Raw genomic sequence first — 16,860 nt, 5'->3', positions numbered from 1 at the left:
CTCGGCCTGGGTCCCCCCGCTTGGCGTCGGGGGCCTCCCGGGTGGGGGCGTGGGGCGCGGCGCCGCGGGCGGCGGGGGGGCGCTGGGGGCCCCGGGGGGGGGGGGGCCTGTCGGGGTGGGCGCCACCGGGGGGGGCGCCCACCCCCGAGCCCGGGTACTACTCCTTGATGCGCAGGAACGTCACGGAGTGCGCCGGGAAGGTGTACGTGAACCGGGCGCCGACTCCGTTCAGCGTCGAGTGCCGCGGGCCGATGGGATGCGCGTCGGCGGTGTTCTCCGCGTCCGGTGCGCCCTGGAGGGTGGTCACCCGCGCCGTACCGGAAGCGGGGGCCCTGCCGAGGTCCACGGCCGTACGTGCCTCGGCTGCCTGTGCGTTGACCACCTTGACGATCAGCTCACCGGTCGCCGCGTCCCGGCTCACCACCTGGCGGAACGGCTCGGCGGGCTTGTCGTCCGTGAAGCGGCCCCACTCCTTCCCGTCCAGGAAGAGCACCACTTCCCGCCCCCTGACCTGCACCTTCACGTCGTAGGTGCGGCCGGTCTCGATCGTGGTGGGCTGCTCGGCCATCGTCTGCTTCCCGCCGTCGGTGCTCTTCTCCACCGCCGAACGGGTGTTGCCCCAGCCGCCCAGGTTCCACCAGTAGTGGTTTCCGGTGCCCCGTACGCCGAAGGCAACGAGGAAGCCCTCCTGGCCCGCCTTCTTGGTGGCCTTCACGCTGAGGTCGTAGTTCTGCCAGCCGGCGTCGCCCGCCGTGACGAGGGTGTCCTCGGCGGCCGTGTCCGACTGGACGTAGGCACCGTTCTCGACGGCCCAGCTCCCCTTCCCCGAAGCCTTCTTCCAGTTGCCGTCACCGCCGGAGAAGTCATCGCTCAGCAGGCTGCGCCCGTCGGCGCCGGTCACGCTCACGTCGTCGTACGAGGCGCTGGTCGCCCAGGTCGAGAGCCCGACCGCACCGGTGATCGGCCCCGAGGTGGCGGGGGTGCCGCTGGCCCGGCTGGGGACGACACGGTCGCCCGTGTTCGTCATGAACAGCTTTTGCACCTCGTAGCTGGTGGAGCCCCAGGAGCGCGCGTTGTCGAACCAGATCATGTCCGGGCGCCACTGCACGGAGTCCGTGTGTGCGAGCAGCGGCGCGTAACTCGCCAGCTTCACGACGTCCGCGTTGCGCTCGAGGCCGGTCATGTAGGCGGCTTCGGCGAGGGCGTTGGAGAACTTGTTGCCCTGCGACGCGTACTCACCGAGGAAGACCTTGGGGCCCTTGCGGTCGTAGGAGTCGTAGCGGTCGTTGTTCTCCAGGAACCACTGCGGGCTGTTGTAGTAGTGCTCGTCGACCATCGCGACCTTCGCGTCGCGGTTCAGCTTCCAGAGCCGGTCAAAGACCGGACCGGTGTCGTCGGGACCGGAGTTGCCGACGACCTCGATGCCGGGGTGCTTCGCCTCGATCGCCGTGCGGAAGGCGGTGAAGCGGGTGAAGTACTCCTCGGGCAGGTTCTCCTCGTTGCCGACCGCGAGCCGCTTCAGCCCGAACGGCTTGGGATGACCCATCCGGGCCCGCAGCCCGCCCCACGTCGACGACACAGGCCCGTTGGCGAACTCGATCAGGTCCAGGGTGTCCTGGATGTGCCGCCGCAGCAGCGCGGGATCGTCAGTGGCCTTGTTCTCGCCGCAGCCGGTGACCAGTGCGGGCACCACGGGCAGCGCGCTCGCCCCGATGTCCTCGGCGAACTGGAAGTACTCGTAGTAGCCGAGCCCGTAACTCTGGTTGTAACCCCAGAAGTTGGCGTTCGTCGGACGCTGCTCGACGGGGCCCACCGTCTCCTTCCACTGGTAGGAGCGGCGCCGGTCGAAGTCGGGTGCCTCGTACGCCCGGTGGCTTCCGGTGTTCACCAGGCATCCGCCCGGGAAGCGCAGGAAGCCCGGCTTCAGCGCGGCGATCTTCTCCGCGAGGTCCTTGCGCAGTCCGTTCGGCCGGTTCTTGTACGTGTCCCGGGGGAACAGCGACACCATGTCGAGAGCGACCGTGCCGGCGCCGCCCGCCGTGACGGACAGCCGCCCCGTCGCACTGCCCGCACCCGCGGTGAACCTGGTCGTGTACTTCGCCCAGCGCTCCCCGCGCACCACCACGGGCCGCGCCTGGCCGAGCACGGCTCCGGCGGCGTCGCGCAGGGCGACCGTGAGCGCAGTGCCGCGCCGCTGGTCGGTGCGGGCCCACACGGAGAACTCGTACGTGGCACCCTTCGTGACGGGAATCCCCGCGCTGTAGCCGGAGTTGGCGACGCCGTACCGGGCGTCGGAACCGGTGCCCCCGCCGTCGAGGTCCAGCCGCAGATAGCGGCGGTTCCTCTCGTTCAGCCGGCCCGTGTCGTCCACGACCCGGGCGCTGCCCGTCGCGCCGCCGGTGGCGGCCGGGGCCCACGCGGTCATCGGGGTGTACGCGCGGTTGTCCGCCGGGTCGAATTCGAAGGACCGGTTCTGCACCAGCTCCGCGTACAGCCCGCCGTCGGCCGCGCGGTTGATGTCCTCGTAGAAGACCCCGTACATCGAGTCGTCGATCTCGGGTCCTGGCCGGGAGCGGTCGAGCGTGAGCGTGTAGTCGGTGGGAACTTCGGGCGGGGGTGCCGGGGCGGCGCCGGAGGGCGGGGCTGCGGCGAGGGTGGCGGCCAGCAGCAGGCCGAGCGCGAGGGGGGTCCTTCGCTTGCGGGGGGACACGGGCGACTCCTGCGATACGTTCGATATATCGGACGGTGTACGGGATTTCGCTCGGAGAGGATCCATGTTCGAGTGCGGAGGGTCAACACCTGTGACAGAAAACGCTGTCCGGTCTCCGGAGCGGTGCTGTATCGCGGCACCCGCACGGAGTCCTCCGCGGCTTAGCATTGATCGTGTTCACCATCGGAGACTTCGCCCGGCACGGCCGGGTCTCGGTCCGCATGCTGCGTCACTACGACGCCACCGGGCTGCTGCACCCCGCCCGGGTCGACCCCTTCACCGGCTACCGCCACTACAGCGCCGCCCAGCTCGCCCGCCTCAACCGCCTCATCGCCCTCAAGGACCTCGGCTTCACCCTCGCGCAGGTCCGGGAGATCCTGGACGAGGAGGTCGGCGCTGCGGAACTGCGGGCCATGCTCCGGCTGCGGCAGGCCGAACTGGAGACGGAGATGAAGGCGGCGGCCGCCCGGCTGGTCCAGGTCGAGGCGAGGCTCCGGGCGGTCGAGAGCGAGGGGCGGATGTCCGCCCACGACGTCGTCGTGAAGAGCCTGCCATGCGTGAGGGTGGCCGAACTCACCGGCGTGGCACCGGACTTCTACAGTATCGGGCTCGTCATCCAGCCGCTGTACGACGCCCTGTTCCCCCTGCTCGCGCGGACCGGCATCGCACCGGCCGGACCCGGTATCGCTTACTACGAGGACGCCCCCGGCGGCGGCATCCTCGTCCACGCCGCCGTCCAGGTCACCGCCCCGGTGCGGGCCGTCGCCCCCGGCCGGGAGGACGGCGCGCTGCGTGTCGTGGACCTGCCACCGGTCGGGGAGGCGGCGACGCTGGTGCACCGGGGCCCGATGGATGCCGTCCTGCCGGCCGTCCAGACCCTCGCCCGCTGGATCGACACCCACGGCCACCGCTCGGCGGGCTATCCGCGGGAGATCAGCCTGGAGTGCCCGGAGAACCGTGACGAGTGGGTCACCGAGCTCCAGGAGCCGATCGCTCCTGCGTGAGTGCGGCGGTGCCTCCTGGCAGCCCGCCCTCCCCGGTCACCCGCCCTCCCCGGCCGTCGGCCCTCTCCGGTCGCCGGTGCTTCCCGGCCACCTGTGCTTCCTGGTCACCTGTGCTTCCTGGTCACCTGTGCTTCCTGGTCGCCGGTGCTTTCCGGCTGGGGGCCTCAGTCGAAGTAGGACTCGAGGGTGCCGCGCCGCCGTACGTCCAGCGTGGCGCAGTGGAACGAGCCGCCGAAGGCCGCGTAGTGCAGCAGGTCGCACGGGACCGGCTCGAAGCCCCACTTTTCCAGGGCGCGCAGCATCCCGGTGTGGTGGCGGTCCGCGATCACCCGCTTCTCGTCGAGCATCAGCACGTTCATATTGAGCCACTTGCCGCACATCGAGGTGAGGTTGAGCAGCCGGTCACGGATCGGCTCGGGCTCGGGCGCCACCAGCACGTCCCAGGAGCGCAGGACCTCGGGCAGCTCGTCGACGTCGATGTAGTCGGGATTGACCATCACCTTGCCGGGAGCCAGCAGCATGAACGTGGTGTCGATGTGCATGGGGGTGCGGCAGCGGCTCTTGATCTCGTGGATGCGGTAGGCGGGGCCGAGGTGACGGCGCAGCCACTCGATGCCCATCAGGTTGGTGACATTGCTGCGGGTGACGAAGAGGTCGCGTCCCGCGCGGACGAAATCCGCGGCGTCGAAGACCGGCTCGAACTCGGTGAGGACGTAGCGCATGGGCTCGCCAGGACCCGGCGGCCGGAAGTCCGCCTCGAAGAGCTCGTCGGTGAGCTGGGGCTTGGGGGCCGCCGTCCAGCGCGCGCCGCGCCGGAAGTAGTCCTTGAGGAGCGAACGGTAGGAGTGGGTCTCGAAGTACCGGCAGGGCCAGGCCATCGGGGTCTCGATGATCTCGTCACCGATGACCAGCATGCTGTCGCGCGGGCAGGTGTTGCAGAAGCCGCGCGATGACCAGTCCGGAGTGCTGAAACGCTGTTTGTGGTCCACCGCGTCCGGGCGGCGGACCGTCACGTCCAGCGACTCCAGCAGGGCGATGAAGCCGTCCAGCTCCCGCTGCGCGGGCCCGATGAGCCTGCGCGGGTACTTGAACCCGGCCGCGCGGCCCTGGAGCCGGGCCGCCCACGGCGGGATGTTGCAGGTGACGACCGGGTGGTCGGAGGGGATCGTCGCGCCCTCCAGCCGGCCGACGACGACTTCTTCCAAGGGGTCCCACTCGTTGTGCGAGCCGACCGGGGAAACGAGGGGTTCCGCGGTCCCGCCGGCCGTGGCGGACCCTGCTCCGAGCATGTTCTCTGCCGTCATGCCTCATCCGCCTTCGCTCACAGCCGACCGTGGGGTGATGCGGGGTTCCCGGGGTGCGGACTGCGGGTACCCGGGAGGCGGGGACGCACGCGGGTCCTGCGGAGGGATTTCCGTCCCTCCCTCCTACGGAGGACAGCGGCTCGCTCCTGTGGGGGAGGCCGTGCTCACTGCGCCGGGGGAGGGCCGTGCGGCAGACCCACCGCCATGATGACCGGCGTGACCAACGTGCGCCTGCCGGGCGGGGCCGTTGGGGTGAACCGCGGGGTGTGTGAGCACGCGCGCTGAGGCGGCGGGGGCGGGTGCGGTGTGCCCGCCCCCGCCCCCGTCCGGCCGTCACTTGTGGCGTGCCACCCACACCGCGGCGGCGACGCACGAGGCCGCGACCAGGAGTTCGCGGTTGTCGCGTGCCAGCCGCGCGCCGTGGGCCGTCCGCTGCCGTACCGGCTCGGGTGCCTTGTCCTCCCACAGCCGGCCGGCCCGGGAGGCCTGCACGCGCACCTGCCCGGCCGTTTCGGCCGCCCTGGTCCTGACCGGCTCCGGCAGCTTGTCCTGGGCCTGGTGCGCCAGACCGGCCGCCTTGGCCTTCAGCTCCCCGGCCTTGACGGCGGTCTGTTCCTTCAGCTCCCCGGCCTTGACGGCGGCCTGTTCCTTCAGCTCCCCCGCCTTGGCGGCGGCCTGCACCTTCACCTCAGTGGCCTTGGTCGCGGCCTGCTCCTTCACCTCGGCGGCCTTCTCCTGGGCGCGGGCCTTGACGTCGGCCTTGGCCGCCAGCGCCTCGACCGTCTCACCGAGCTCGGCGCGGGTCTGTTCGACCTGCTCGCGCAGTTCCTCGGGGCTCGCGGCGGTCTGTCCGTCGTCGGTGGGCTGGGTCATCGGTGTGCACTCTCCTTGATCTCGGCCACATCGGCCTTCACGTTCTCGATGGTCTGCTGCGGAGCGGGCGGTGAGGCCTGGCCGACCTGCTTCTTGCCGCTCATCGCCAGTACGGCGGCGATCACACCCAGAACCGCGGTGACGATCAGCGCCGCCGCCCACACCGGGAGGGGCACCGCCAGTGCGGCGATCGCGGTGGCGACCAGGGACTGCAGCATCAGGAAACCGACCACACCGGCTCCGCCGAACAGTCCGCCGCCCTTGCCGTACCGCTTGCCCTTCTCCTTCATCTCCGCCTGCGCCAAACGCAGCTCGCCCCGCACCAGCTCGGTCAGCTGCTGCGACGCCCGCTGCACGAGTTCGCCCAGCGGTTCGTGCGCCGGATCGTGCGCCGTTTCCTTCACCGGGCCGCCCACCGGTTCCCGTCCTGGGCCGTGCGGGGTGCCCGACTGCGTACTCGACACGACGATCACCTCCCATCCTGTCGTCCTCGCGCACCGGTCCGCCCTGCGGCGTCCCGGTTGTCCGTTCAGCCCGCGAGTACCCCGTACGGCCCGGTTCAGGACATGGGAGGGCACGAAGTTTGCGGAAACCCCGGCGGGGACGTGTGCGGGGCCCGCCCCACCCGGGCGGGCCCCGCACGCGTCCCCGCGGATCCACGGCATCACGGCCTTGCGGGCCGGCGCCGATCAGCCGGCCGTGGGCGTGATCATCTCCCGCAGTACCGTACGGAGATCCTCGCCCGGCATCGGCCGCAGCGCGCTGCTCAGGCGGTCCGCCCGGTAGTGCCAGTGGTGGTCGAGGTCCTGGTGGACCCGGTCCGCCTCGACGACCTCGCTGGTGCTGCCCAGCAGTGCGCGGAGCTCGGCCGTCAGCTCCGGCCAGCCGACGTGGCCGCTCACCGCGTTGGCGACGCCGTGCACGGGGGCGTCGAGGCACGCGGTCACCGCCCTGGCCAGCGCGGCGGCGTGCACCCACGGCGCGCCGTACCACTCGTGGCCGCCGGCGCCCGGTGCGGGCAGCATGATCGGGCGGTTGTTGAGCGCGGACTGGTAGAGCAACCCGGTGGCGCCCCAGCGGAGTTGGTCGCGGAGCCGGTCGTGCGCACCCCAGACGAGCGGTGAGCGCACGGCGCTCGCGCCGCCCCGGCCGCCGGTGCCGGCCGCACGCAGCAGGAGCTGCTCGCAGTCGGCCTTGGCCCTGCCGTACGGGCTCAACGGCTGCTGGGAGGGCGCCTCTTCGGCCACCTCGGTCTCCGCCGGGTGCCCGTACGCGTCGACGCTGCTGACGAAGACGAAGGGCCCGCTGTGCCACGCCTCCACCATCGCCCGCATGGCCGCCACGTCCACCTCGGGCCGGGTGAAGGTCGAGGCCGCGTGGATCACCGCGTCCGCCCCGGCCACAGCCGAGCGCAGACCGTCCAGGTCGCTCAGGTCGCCCTCCACGACCTCGATCCCGTCCCCGCCGGGCACCAGGTGCGCCGACTCCGGGCGGGCGAGCGCGAGCACCGGCCTGCCGAGTGCCGCGAGCTCGCGCAGCACGAACGCGCCGACGCCCCCCGTACCACCGGTGACCAGCACCGTTCCCGGGCGCTTGGTGCCGCGCGGAGGGGACGTACGTACGGCGGAGGCCGCACCGGTGGCCGCCGGGCGCTCCACCGCCTGCCGGGCCGCCGCGCGGGTGTCGAGGAGCGCGGTGAGGGCGCGCGGGGTGCGTGCCTCCATGACGTCGAGGCCGGTCAGCGGGAGTGCGAGCGCGGTGCGCAGCCGCTCGGCCAGCTGGACGGCGGCCAGCGAGTGGCCGCCCAGCGCGAAGAAGTCGTCGTCCGGTGCCGGGCGGCGGCCGAGGAGAGCGGCGAACCCGTCCGTCACGGCCTCGGCGCGCGGTCCGCGCGGTGCGGGGACGCCGGGCAGCCGGGCCGGATCCGGCGTCCCGTCCGCCCTGCGCGGCATGGCGTCGAGGAGCATGACCGTGAGGGGCAGCGCGTCCCGCTCGAGTACGGTCCTGAGCCCGGCGCGCAGCACGGCGGGCGTCGGCGCGCCGGTACGGTCCCGGTCCGCCATGACGGCGTACGCGAGCGGGGGCCCGCCGACGGTGTCCAGCACGGCGGCGTCCGCGACCTTGGGGTGGGCGAGGAGCGCCGTCACGGCGGGGTGCGCGGCAGGGGTGGCCGCGGGCCCACCCGCGATCCCTTCCGTCTCGGCCGACGTGGACACGACGGCCCCCTCGTGGCGCGTCCCGGGCAGCTCCGACAGTCGGCGGGCCGGGTCGGCCGCGACCTCGGTCAGCAGAGCGGCGAAGGACTGCCCCAGCGCCGCCCCCGTGGTGTCGTCCAGGGCGGCCCGCCCGTACTGCACCAGGCCCGCCGGGGCCCCGGTGTCCACCAGGCCGAAGGAGAGGTCGAACTTGGCTTCCTCCAGGGCCACTTCGATCGGCTCGGCGGACCGCATACCCGGCAGCCGCAGTGCGGTCGGCTCGCCCAGTACGTCGGACGTGACCCGGACGAGGGCGGTGCCGTCGCTGCCGCGCGCCGCCGCGCCGAGCCGCTCGGTGATGAGGTCGTACGGCACCTCCCGGTGCTGCTGCGCCTCCAGGAGCGCGTCCCGCACCCGCTCCACCAGCGAGCCGAAGGAGGGGTCGCCCGACAGGTCCACCCGGACCGGCAGGGTGTTCACGCACAGCCCCACCAGGCCGCGCATCTCCTGCCCCTCACGATGCCCCGCCGCGCAGCCGACGACCAGGTCGTCCTGACCGGTCAGCCGGTGCAGCGCGGCGAAAGCGCCGGCGAGCTGCACCGTGAACAGCGTGGCCCGGCGCGCCAGGCCCACCTCGCGCAGCCCTGGAAGCACCCCTTCCGCCAGCGGTACGAAGTGGCTCGCGGACGGGCGTACGGACAGGTCGGCGGGCGCCGCGCCGGGCCGCGGGAGCGCGGGCGGGGTGGCTCCGGCGAGCCGGCCTGCCCAGTGCTCCAGGCCCCGGGCGAGGCCCCCGTCGGCACGCTCGGCCGCCGCGTGCTCGCGCCGGGCGAAGTCCGCGTACTGCGGCGGCGACGCGTCGAGCTGCCTGGCCGGGACCGCGGTGCCCGAAGCGGCCGCGTACAGCAGTGCCAGTTCGTCCGCCACGGTCTCCAAGGACCCGCCGTCCACCGATATGTGATGGAACGTCAGCAGTACGGTGTGGTCCTCGGGGCCGTGCCGCAGGACCAGCGCGCGCGGCGTACTGCCCTCGGCCAGGTCGAAGGGCAGACGTGCCTCGGCGCTCAGCAGGTGGGACCAGTCGCCCGCCCCGTCCGTGTCCACCACCCGGAGGGGGAACGGGCGGGGGACGGCGACGGTCTCCTGGTACGGCACGTCGTCGCGCTGCCCGTACCGGGTGCGCAGGACCGTGTGCCGCTCGACCAGCGCGGTCAGGGCCTCGCCGAGCGCGTCCACGTCGAGCGGCCCGGCCAGCCGGGTCGCGAACGGCACGCTGTAGACGCCGCTGCGCCCGCCGAGCCGGTCCATCAGCCACATGCGGCGCTGGGCGTGCGAGAGGGGTGCGGGGCCGGACGTCGTCGCGTTCCGGTCCGGCCGCGGGGCGGCGGTACGGGTACGGGCCCTGGCCCGGCGCAGCAGCTCCTGCTGGAGGGCGGCGGAGGAGGAGTCAGTGGACATCGGAGTGCTCCGGCGCGTCGGGGGAAGGGACGGGGTGGGACGGGGGCAGGTGCGGCAGATCGGCGTGGGCGCTCAGCAGGGCGCGTTCCACCAGAGCGGCGTGCCCGGCCACGGTGGGGGCTGCGAAGAAGTCGGCGAGGGACACCTCGACACCGAGGTCCTCGCGCAGGTCGTCGGTGACGACGAGGGCGAGCAGGGAGTGCCCGCCGAGCGCGAGGAAGTCGTCCTCGGGGGAGGTCACTTCGCACTCCAGCGAGCGCGCCCACACCTCGGCCACGGCCTGCTGCAACGGGGTCAGCGGCTCGGTGCCGCCGACGGCCGTACCCTCTGCGGCCCCACCGCTTCCGGCTGGTGGCGCCGACACCGGGTCGAGCGCGGCGAGCGCACGCCGGTCCACCTTGCCGGTGGAGGTGAGCGGAAGACGTTCCACCACGGTCAGTTCGTCCGGTACCAGATGGGCGGGCAGCAGACCGGCGAGCCGGCCGCGCAGGGTTTCGGCGTCCGGCGTCGTACCCGCCGCCCCGACCACGAAGGCGGCGAGCCGCGCGTCGTCGGGGGCGGGCCTGCGCACCGTCACCGCCGCGTCGTCCACCTCCGGCTGGTGACGCAGCACGTGCTCGATCTCACCGGGCTCGATCCGGTGGCCCCGCACCTTGACCTGGTCGTCGGTGCGGCCGTGGTAGTCGAGGGTCCCGTCGGGCCGTACCGAGGCGAGGTCGCCGGTGCGGTAGAGCCGGCCGAGGGAGGGGTGCTCCACGAACCGTTCGGCGGTCAGCGCGGGCTGTCCCGCGTAGCCGTGGGCGAGCCGGGTGCCGCCGACCCAGAGTTCGCCCCGGGTGCCCGCCGGGACGGGCAGGCGGGCGTCGTCGAGCACATGGGCGGTTGCTCCCGCGACGGGGCGGCCGATGGGGACCTGGCCTTCGCAGTCCGCGTCGGTGACCCGGTGCGCGGTGGCGAAGGTCGTCGTCTCGGTCGGCCCGTACCCGTTGACCAGCTCCAGCCACGGGAAGGGCCGCAGCACCGAACGGGCGTGCTGCGCCGACAGTGCCTCGCCGCCCACCACCACCGTCCTGAGCAGGGCGAAGACCCGGGAGCGCCGGGCGGCCAGCTGGTGGAAGAGGGCGGTGGTGAAGAAGGCGACGGTGACGCCGTGCCGTTCCACCTCCTGGACCAGGTCTTCGAAGGACGGCCGCTCGGCGGGGCAGACCACGACGGCGGCGCCGTTCGCCAGGGCCACCCACACCTCGAACGTCGAGGCGTCGAACGTCGCGGGGGAGTGCAGCAGCACCCGGTCGCGCGCGGTCACCGTGACGTACGCCGGGTCCGTGACCAGCTCGGCGACGGCACCGTGCCGGACGGCCACGCCCTTGGGCCGCCCGGTGGACCCCGAGGTGAACATGAGGAACGCGGTGGCGTCCGGACCGGGGCCCGCGGACGGCCAGGGCGCCGCACCCTCGCCCATGGCGGAGTCCGCACCGGTGTCCTCCGCCGGGCTTCCGTGCGGCACCACGTCCGCGTCCAGCGCCAGGCTCGGTCCGATGCCCTCGGCCGCCGCCAGCAGGTCGCCGTCGCCGACGGTCAGGGTGGCCCCGGAGTCGGCGAGCATGGCCTCGGTCCGCGCGGACGGGTGGGCCGGGTCGAGCGGCACACACACCGCGCCCGCCCACCACAGCGCGAGCTGAGCGACGACGGTACGGGCGGAACGCCGCGTCAGCAGCGCCACGAGGTCCCCGGGACGCACGCCGTGCTCCTGGAGGAGGCCGCTCAAGTGGTGTGCCGCATGGGCGAGTTGGCGGTACGTGAGGGTGGTCTCGCCGTCGATCAGGGCCAGCGCGTCAGGTGTGCCGGCGGCCCGTGCGGCGAGCAGTCCTGGCAGGTCGGTGCGGTGCGGCCGTACGACGGCGGCCCGCAGCTCAGTGGGCTCAGGCACCCCGCACCTCCGCGCTGCGTGCCTGGGCGCACCGGGTGTCGAGCACGGCGGCGACCGCACGGAGGTCCCTCTGGCGCAGCATCTCCGGTGCGCGCAGCCGCACCCCGGTCTCCCGCTCGACGGTGGCCAGCAGCCGGGCAGCGACGACGGACGTGCCGCCGATGTCGGTGAAGTTGTCGTCCAGGGCGATGTCGGCGCGGGCGAGCAGCTGGCGGACGGTCCGCAGGACGAGCTGTTCGCTCGCGGTCGCACCCTCCGGTACGGCCTCGTCGTCCGTGACCGTGGGCGTCTCCCCTGCCGCGGCCGCCGGTGCGGCGTCGTCGGTCTCCCGTGCCAGCAGTGCCGTCCGGTCGACCTTTCCGTTGGCGTCGAGGGCGAAGGCGTCCACGATCCGTACTGCCGAAGGCACCGCCTGCTCGGGCAGCCAGGCGCGTACCCCGGCCAGCAGCGCGTCCGGGTCCGGCGCGGTCGCGGCGTCGGCGGCCGCGGTGACGTAGGCGACGAGGCGTGCCCGGCCCTCGCTGTCCCGGGGTGCCACGACGACCGCGCTGAGTACGGCCGCGTCCTGCTCCAGCGCCGCCTCGACCTCGGCCGGTTCGATCCGTACGCCACTGATCTTCACCTGGTCGTCGAGCCTGCCCAGGAAGTCGAGAGCGCCGTCGGCCCGCATCCGGACCCGGTCGCCGGTACGGTACATCCGCTCCACCCCCGCCTCCGGCGGGAAGGCGTCCGCGGGCGGTGCGGTGAACCGTCGGGCGGTGAGCTCGGCGTCGAGATAGCCGAGCGCCAACTGGGCCCCTCCGATGAGCAGTTCGCCGTCCGTGCCGCGCGGCACGACCCTGCCTTCGGGGTCGGTGACCGCGAGGTGCACGCCCGGCAGGGGCCCGCCGATCGGCGGCGCGGTGTCCTCGTGCACGTCGGCGTCGGTGGCCCGCATGACGTGGGTGGTGGTGACGACGGTCGCCTCGGCGGGCCCGTAGGCGTTGTGCACGGCGGCGGTCACGTCCGGGCCCGGGCGGCGGCGCATCCGGTCGCCGCCGACGACGAGGTGCCGCAGCACCAGGTCCTGCGGCCAGGGGCGGTCGAGGAGGGGCTCGGTCATCGGGGTGGCCGTCACCGCGACCGTCACTCCCGCGTCGCGCCACCAGTCGGTGAGCGCGCTCGGGTCCCAGCGGACGGCGTCCGGGGCGGGCACCAGCGCGGCACCCGAGGTCAGACCGGCCCACAGCTCCATCACGTGCGGGTCGAACGCCACACCTATGAGCAGGGACTGCCGGTCGCCGGGGCCAAGACCGGTCTCCTCGCGGTACCAGGCGAGCAGGGCGGCCAGTGCGGGCTCGGCGACCGCGACGGCCTTGGGCCGCCCGGTGGAACCCGAGGTCAGTACGGCGTACAGGGACCCGGAAGGGGCCGGAAGGGCGCCCGCCGCCGGTGCCGTGAAGGCGGCGACCACCTCGGGCACCGCGTTCACGCCCTCAACGGGGAGCGGCAGTTCCACGAGCGCGGGCGCGGCGACATCCGGGTGCTCGTCGAGCGGGGCGGCCGGCAGGACGTCCGGCGCGCCGATCAGACACACCACACCGACGTCCTCGCCGACCGCGGCGAGACGGCGCTCGCCGGGACGCGGGCCGAGCGGCAGACAGACCGCGCCTACCCGGGCGAGCGCGACAGCGCTCACCACGAGGGCGGCCGAACGGTCCAGGCAGACCCCCACCAGGTCACCGGGGCGGATCCGGCCCTCCCACGCCCGTACGACGGCCTCAGCGGCCTCGTCGATCTGCCGGTACGTCCACGAGTGCTCCCCGTCGACCACCGCGTGGGCGTCGGGGGTGCGGCGCACCCACTCCTCGTAGCGGGAGAGGACACCGCCGACCGGGGCGAGGTCGAGCGGCTTGCCCTGTACGACACTTGGCGTCTTCACCTGACGTACCGTCATTTCCTGGTCGAGTGTCTCGGTCATCGTGACTCCGTCGGTGCGGTCGGTGCGGTGGTGGCGGACGTGGCGTTCGTGGCGGTGAGGGCGCGGGCCTGGTCGGCGAGCACCGGGTTGCGGAAGAGCAGCCGCAGTGGCGGGCGTTCGCCGAGGCGCGGCTCCAGCCAGGCGGCGAGCTGCGCGGCGAGCAGGGAGTGGCCGCCCACGCGGAAGAAGTGCGAGCCCTCGTCGAAGCGGCCGTGCCCGAGCACCTCGCGCCAGCCTTCGGCGAGCAGTGCCACGGCGGGGTCGGCCGACCGGGTGAGGTCGGGGGCGGTCTCGGGCGCCGCTTCGGACATTCCGCCGTGCACGTCGTCCGTCGCCTCCGCCACGTCCACCGGTTCCAGCTCGGCGGCCAGCCGGGCCAGCGCGGCCCGGTGGGGCTTGCCGCCCGGCAGCGTGGGCATGCTGTCCAGCCGCACCCAGCGGCCCGGCACCAGCGCCCCCGGCAGCCTGCCGCCCAGCGCGCTGTGCAGCGCCTGCTCGTCCCAGGCACCGTCCAGGTCCGCGGTACCGGCACCCTCGCCGCCCGCACCGCCGCCCGTCCCCGTACTCTCCAGGAAGCCGACCAGGCGCGGGCCCCCGGCCGACGACCGGTCGAGGACGACGGCGCAGGACCGGCCGCCCAGGACCGCCGACGCCGCGGCCTCCACCTCCTCCAGCTCGATGCGGTAGCCGCGCAGCTTGATCTGGTTGTCCCGCCGCCCGAGGAACCGCAGCAGGCCGTCGGTGCCCCGGAAGCCGAGGTCACCGGTCAGGTAGACGCGTTCGCCGCCGAGCGCGGGCACGTGCACGAAGCGCGCGGCGGTGGCCTCCGCGTTGCCGGCGTACCCCTCGGCCAGGCCCGCTCCGGAGATGGCCAGTTCGCCGACCGCACCGTCGGGCAGCGGGCGCAGACCCGGGTCGAGCACGTGGACGCGCTCGCCCGGCAGTTCGGTGCCGAGCGGGATCTCCGCCCCGTCGGCCAGGGTGGCCGGGTCGATCTCGTGCACGGTGGAGCTGACGGACGCCTCGGTCACGCCGTAGGCGTTCAGCACCCGGACGTCCGTGTCGGCGCCCGTGCCCGTGTCGGTGAGGAAGTCGCGCATCACGTCCGCCGGGATGCGCTCCCCGCCCAGCACCAGGAGCCTCGGCGCCCAGCGGCCCTCCCGCAGCGCGGGTCGCAGGTCCTCCTGGGTGGCGAGGAAGTAGCTGGTGGGCAGGTTGGCGACGGAGACCCTGGCGGCCGTGAGGAGAGCGCCGAGTTCCGCGCCGGTGGGCACCTCGATCTCGGGCACCACCAGACAGGCACCGGCGTACAGCGACGGCAGCACCTCTTCGAGCGCCACGTCGAACGACGGCTGCGCGAACAGCAGCACCCGGTCCCCGGCAGCCAGCGCGAACCGCTCGGTGATCCCGGTCAGGTACGCGCCCAGGGCACCCCGGCCGACCGCGACGGGCTTGGGGACACCGGTCGAGCCGGAGGTGTGGATGACGTACGCCGCCGAAGGCACGGCCGCGGCCGGTGCGGCGGGCGGCAGTACCGCGTCCCCGACCGAGCCGGCCGGCAGTCCGGCCCGCACCGCCACCTCCCGTACGTCCGCCGCGGCCGGGCCGGCGGGGACGAGCACCAGTGCCGGGCCGAGCCTGCCCAGCAGCAGCTCCAGCCGGGCCGCGGGGTCGGACGGCGACAGCGGGCAGTACACGGCCCCGGTCCGCAGACAGGCGAGCAGCGTCACCACCGAGTCCACCCCGCGCGGCAGCACCGCCGCGACCGGCTGCCCGGCCGACACCCCGGCGGCCGTCAACCGCTGTGCCAGGTCGGTCACTTGCTCGTTCAGCTCGCCGTAGGTGATACGGCGGGCGCCGATCAGCAGGGCGGGCAGCGAGGGGTCCTGTGCGACGACGAGGGCATCGAACGGATCCCCGCCGGGCACGCCCTGCGGGGACACCTCCGGGACGGTTGCCGCGCCCGTCGACCGCACGGTCTCCGCGCCCGTCGATCGCACGTCCTCGGCACCTGTCTCCCGTACGTCCTCCGCCGAGGAGACTGCCGCCGCCGGGGGCGCGAGTTCCGCCAGTACGGTGCCGGGCGCGTCCAGATAGGCCCGCAGCAGATCGAGGAACCGCCCGGCCAGCAGCCGCGCCACCTCCTCGCCGAACAGATCGGCGTCGTAGTCCCACACCATCGTCATGCCCGCCGCGCCGTGCCGGGGGCCCACCCCGCGCCGGTCGTCGGGCAGCAGGACCACATCGAGGTCGAAACGGGTGGTGCCGGTGTTGAAGCCCTCGAACAGAGTGACCTCAAGACCCGGCACCTCCAGGTCGGGCAGCACCGCGTCGTGCGCACTGAACATCACGCCGAACAGCGGGTTGTCCGCGCCCGAGGTGTGCAGCCCCAGCGCGCGGGTCAGCTCCTGCACCGGCACCTCCTGGTACGGCAGAGCCCGTACCAGCGTGTCGGTCACCTCGTCCATCGTGTCCTGGGCGGGCGCGTCCGGGTCCAGCCGCAGCCGCAGCGGGATGGTGTTGACGAACATCCCGACCGCGTCCTCGAAACCGGGCGGACGGTTGCCCACGGCGGTGCCCACCACCATCTCGGCGCGCCCGCTGTGTCGCCGCAGCAGCTCGGCGAACAGCCCGAGCAGCGTGGCGAACGGGGTCAGCCCGCGCTCCCTGGCATGGGCGCGCAGCCGCTCCGCGAGGTCGGCGCCGATCGACTGGCGGAGCTGTCCGCCGTGGTGACGACGCCGGGCACCGGGCCGGGTCACCCCGGGCAGCGGCATGTCGAACGTGGCGTCGGCCAGCTCGGCCGTCCAGAACTCCAGGCCGGCCCGCACCTCCTCGGCGTGGGCCGGGCCGGACTGCGCGCGGACGTGGTCGGCGTACGAGGAGGCGGGCGGCAGCACGTCGTGCGTGCCGCCCTCGCCCAGCACCTCGGCGCGGTAGACGCCGAAGACGTCGGCGAGCAGGATCGCGAACGAGTGCCCGTCGTGGATCAGATGGTGTTCCACGTGCACGAGCCGGTGGTGTTCCGGGGCCATCCGCACCAGCGTCCAGCGCAGCAGCGGCGCCTCGAAGGTGTCGAGCGGGCTCTCGGCCTCGGCCCGCAGCAGCTTCGCGAACGCCGCCTCGGGATCCGGCTCCTCGGAGAGGTCGACGGTGTTCAGCCGGGGCGGGCAGTGGTCGGCGACCCGCTGCCCGGGCATCGCACCGGGCAAGGCCACGAGTTCCAGCCGCAGGCCGGGGTGGCGGGCCAGGGTGGCGGCGAGCCCCTTGCGCAGGGCGTCCGTGTCGAGGGTGCCCCACAGATCGAGGGAGGCGGTGAAGTTGTACGCGCGGCTGCCCGGCTGCACTTGCTCGTGCAGCCAGACGATCTCCTGCGAGGAGGAGAGGGGGAGCATGGCGATCCCTTGGGTTGTCGGGTCGAAGGTG

The 16,860-nt window shown here is 73.7% G+C and carries 9 protein-coding genes; 1 reads left to right on the top strand and 8 read right to left on the bottom strand.

Annotated elements, in window-relative coordinates:
- Nucleotides 1-157: 157 nt before the first annotated feature.
- Nucleotides 158-2,710: an alpha-L-arabinofuranosidase C-terminal domain-containing protein gene (locus tag ACFWVV_RS31825; RefSeq protein ID WP_384345482.1), complete on the bottom strand. Its 2,553-nt coding sequence runs from the start codon at nucleotides 2,708-2,710 to the stop codon at nucleotides 158-160.
- A 173-nt stretch (nucleotides 2,711-2,883) separates the two neighbouring features.
- Here ACFWVV_RS31825 and ACFWVV_RS31820 point away from each other — a divergent pair, with 173 nt between their 5' ends.
- On the top strand, nucleotides 2,884-3,714 hold the full coding sequence (locus ACFWVV_RS31820; protein ID WP_384345479.1) for a MerR family transcriptional regulator: 831 nt from the start codon (nucleotides 2,884-2,886) through the stop codon (nucleotides 3,712-3,714).
- 164 nt (nucleotides 3,715-3,878) lie between these two features.
- Here the strand turns inward: ACFWVV_RS31820 and ACFWVV_RS31815 are convergent, their stop codons facing one another.
- From ACFWVV_RS31815 to ACFWVV_RS31785, 7 genes are all read right to left on the bottom strand, one after another.
- Entirely contained in the window at nucleotides 3,879-5,018 is a 1,140-nt protein-coding gene (locus ACFWVV_RS31815) for an amidinotransferase (protein WP_384345476.1), read from the bottom strand.
- A 333-nt stretch (nucleotides 5,019-5,351) separates the two neighbouring features.
- Nucleotides 5,352-5,891 (bottom strand): DUF3618 domain-containing protein, encoded by a 540-nt coding sequence (locus ACFWVV_RS31810; RefSeq protein WP_384345473.1) that lies wholly within the window; start codon nucleotides 5,889-5,891, stop codon nucleotides 5,352-5,354.
- Nucleotides 5,888-6,307 carry a phage holin family protein gene (locus tag ACFWVV_RS31805; RefSeq protein WP_384345561.1) on the bottom strand — a complete coding sequence of 140 codons (420 nt, stop codon included), beginning with the start codon at nucleotides 6,305-6,307 and terminating at the stop codon, nucleotides 5,888-5,890. Before ACFWVV_RS31805 ends, ACFWVV_RS31810 begins: the two co-directional genes overlap by 4 nt.
- A gap of 273 nt (nucleotides 6,308-6,580) precedes the next feature.
- Nucleotides 6,581-9,544, bottom strand: a complete 2,964-nt coding sequence (locus ACFWVV_RS31800; RefSeq protein ID WP_384345470.1) for a condensation domain-containing protein — start codon at nucleotides 9,542-9,544, stop codon at nucleotides 6,581-6,583.
- Complete coding sequence (locus ACFWVV_RS31795) at nucleotides 9,534-11,474, bottom strand: amino acid adenylation domain-containing protein (RefSeq protein WP_384345467.1); 1,941 nt, start codon at nucleotides 11,472-11,474, stop codon at nucleotides 9,534-9,536. Before ACFWVV_RS31795 ends, ACFWVV_RS31800 begins: the two co-directional genes overlap by 11 nt.
- Complete coding sequence (locus tag ACFWVV_RS31790; protein WP_384345464.1) at nucleotides 11,467-13,434, bottom strand: non-ribosomal peptide synthetase; 1,968 nt, start codon at nucleotides 13,432-13,434, stop codon at nucleotides 11,467-11,469. The genes ACFWVV_RS31795 and ACFWVV_RS31790 overlap by 8 nt, the downstream gene beginning before the upstream one ends.
- The gene (locus ACFWVV_RS31785) at nucleotides 13,431-16,829 is read right to left on the bottom strand and encodes an amino acid adenylation domain-containing protein (protein ID WP_384345461.1); all 3,399 of its coding nucleotides are present in this window, start codon (nucleotides 16,827-16,829) and stop codon (nucleotides 13,431-13,433) included. Before ACFWVV_RS31785 ends, ACFWVV_RS31790 begins: the two co-directional genes overlap by 4 nt.
- Nucleotides 16,830-16,860 lie beyond the last annotated feature (31 nt).

The organism is Streptomyces sp. NPDC058663 (genome assembly GCF_042716745.1).
Lineage (GTDB): Bacteria > Actinomycetota > Actinomycetes > Streptomycetales > Streptomycetaceae > Streptomyces.
The sequence above is the reverse complement of the archived record's forward strand: the minus strand, read 5'-3'. Positions and strand labels throughout refer to the sequence as shown.

Excerpts from the sequence above, each read along its gene's own strand:
- ACFWVV_RS31815 (WP_384345476.1), bottom strand. The coding sequence starts at position 5,018 with ATGACGGCAGAGAACATGCTCGGAGCAGGGTCCGCCACGGCCGGCGGG.
- ACFWVV_RS31810 (WP_384345473.1), bottom strand. The coding sequence starts at position 5,891 with ATGACCCAGCCCACCGACGACGGACAGACCGCCGCGAGCCCCGAGGAA.
- ACFWVV_RS31800 (WP_384345470.1), bottom strand. The coding sequence starts at position 9,544 with ATGTCCACTGACTCCTCCTCCGCCGCCCTCCAGCAGGAGCTGCTGCGC.
- ACFWVV_RS31790 (WP_384345464.1), bottom strand. The coding sequence starts at position 13,434 with ATGACCGAGACACTCGACCAGGAAATGACGGTACGTCAGGTGAAGACG.
- ACFWVV_RS31785 (WP_384345461.1), bottom strand. The coding sequence starts at position 16,829 with ATGCTCCCCCTCTCCTCCTCGCAGGAGATCGTCTGGCTGCACGAGCAA.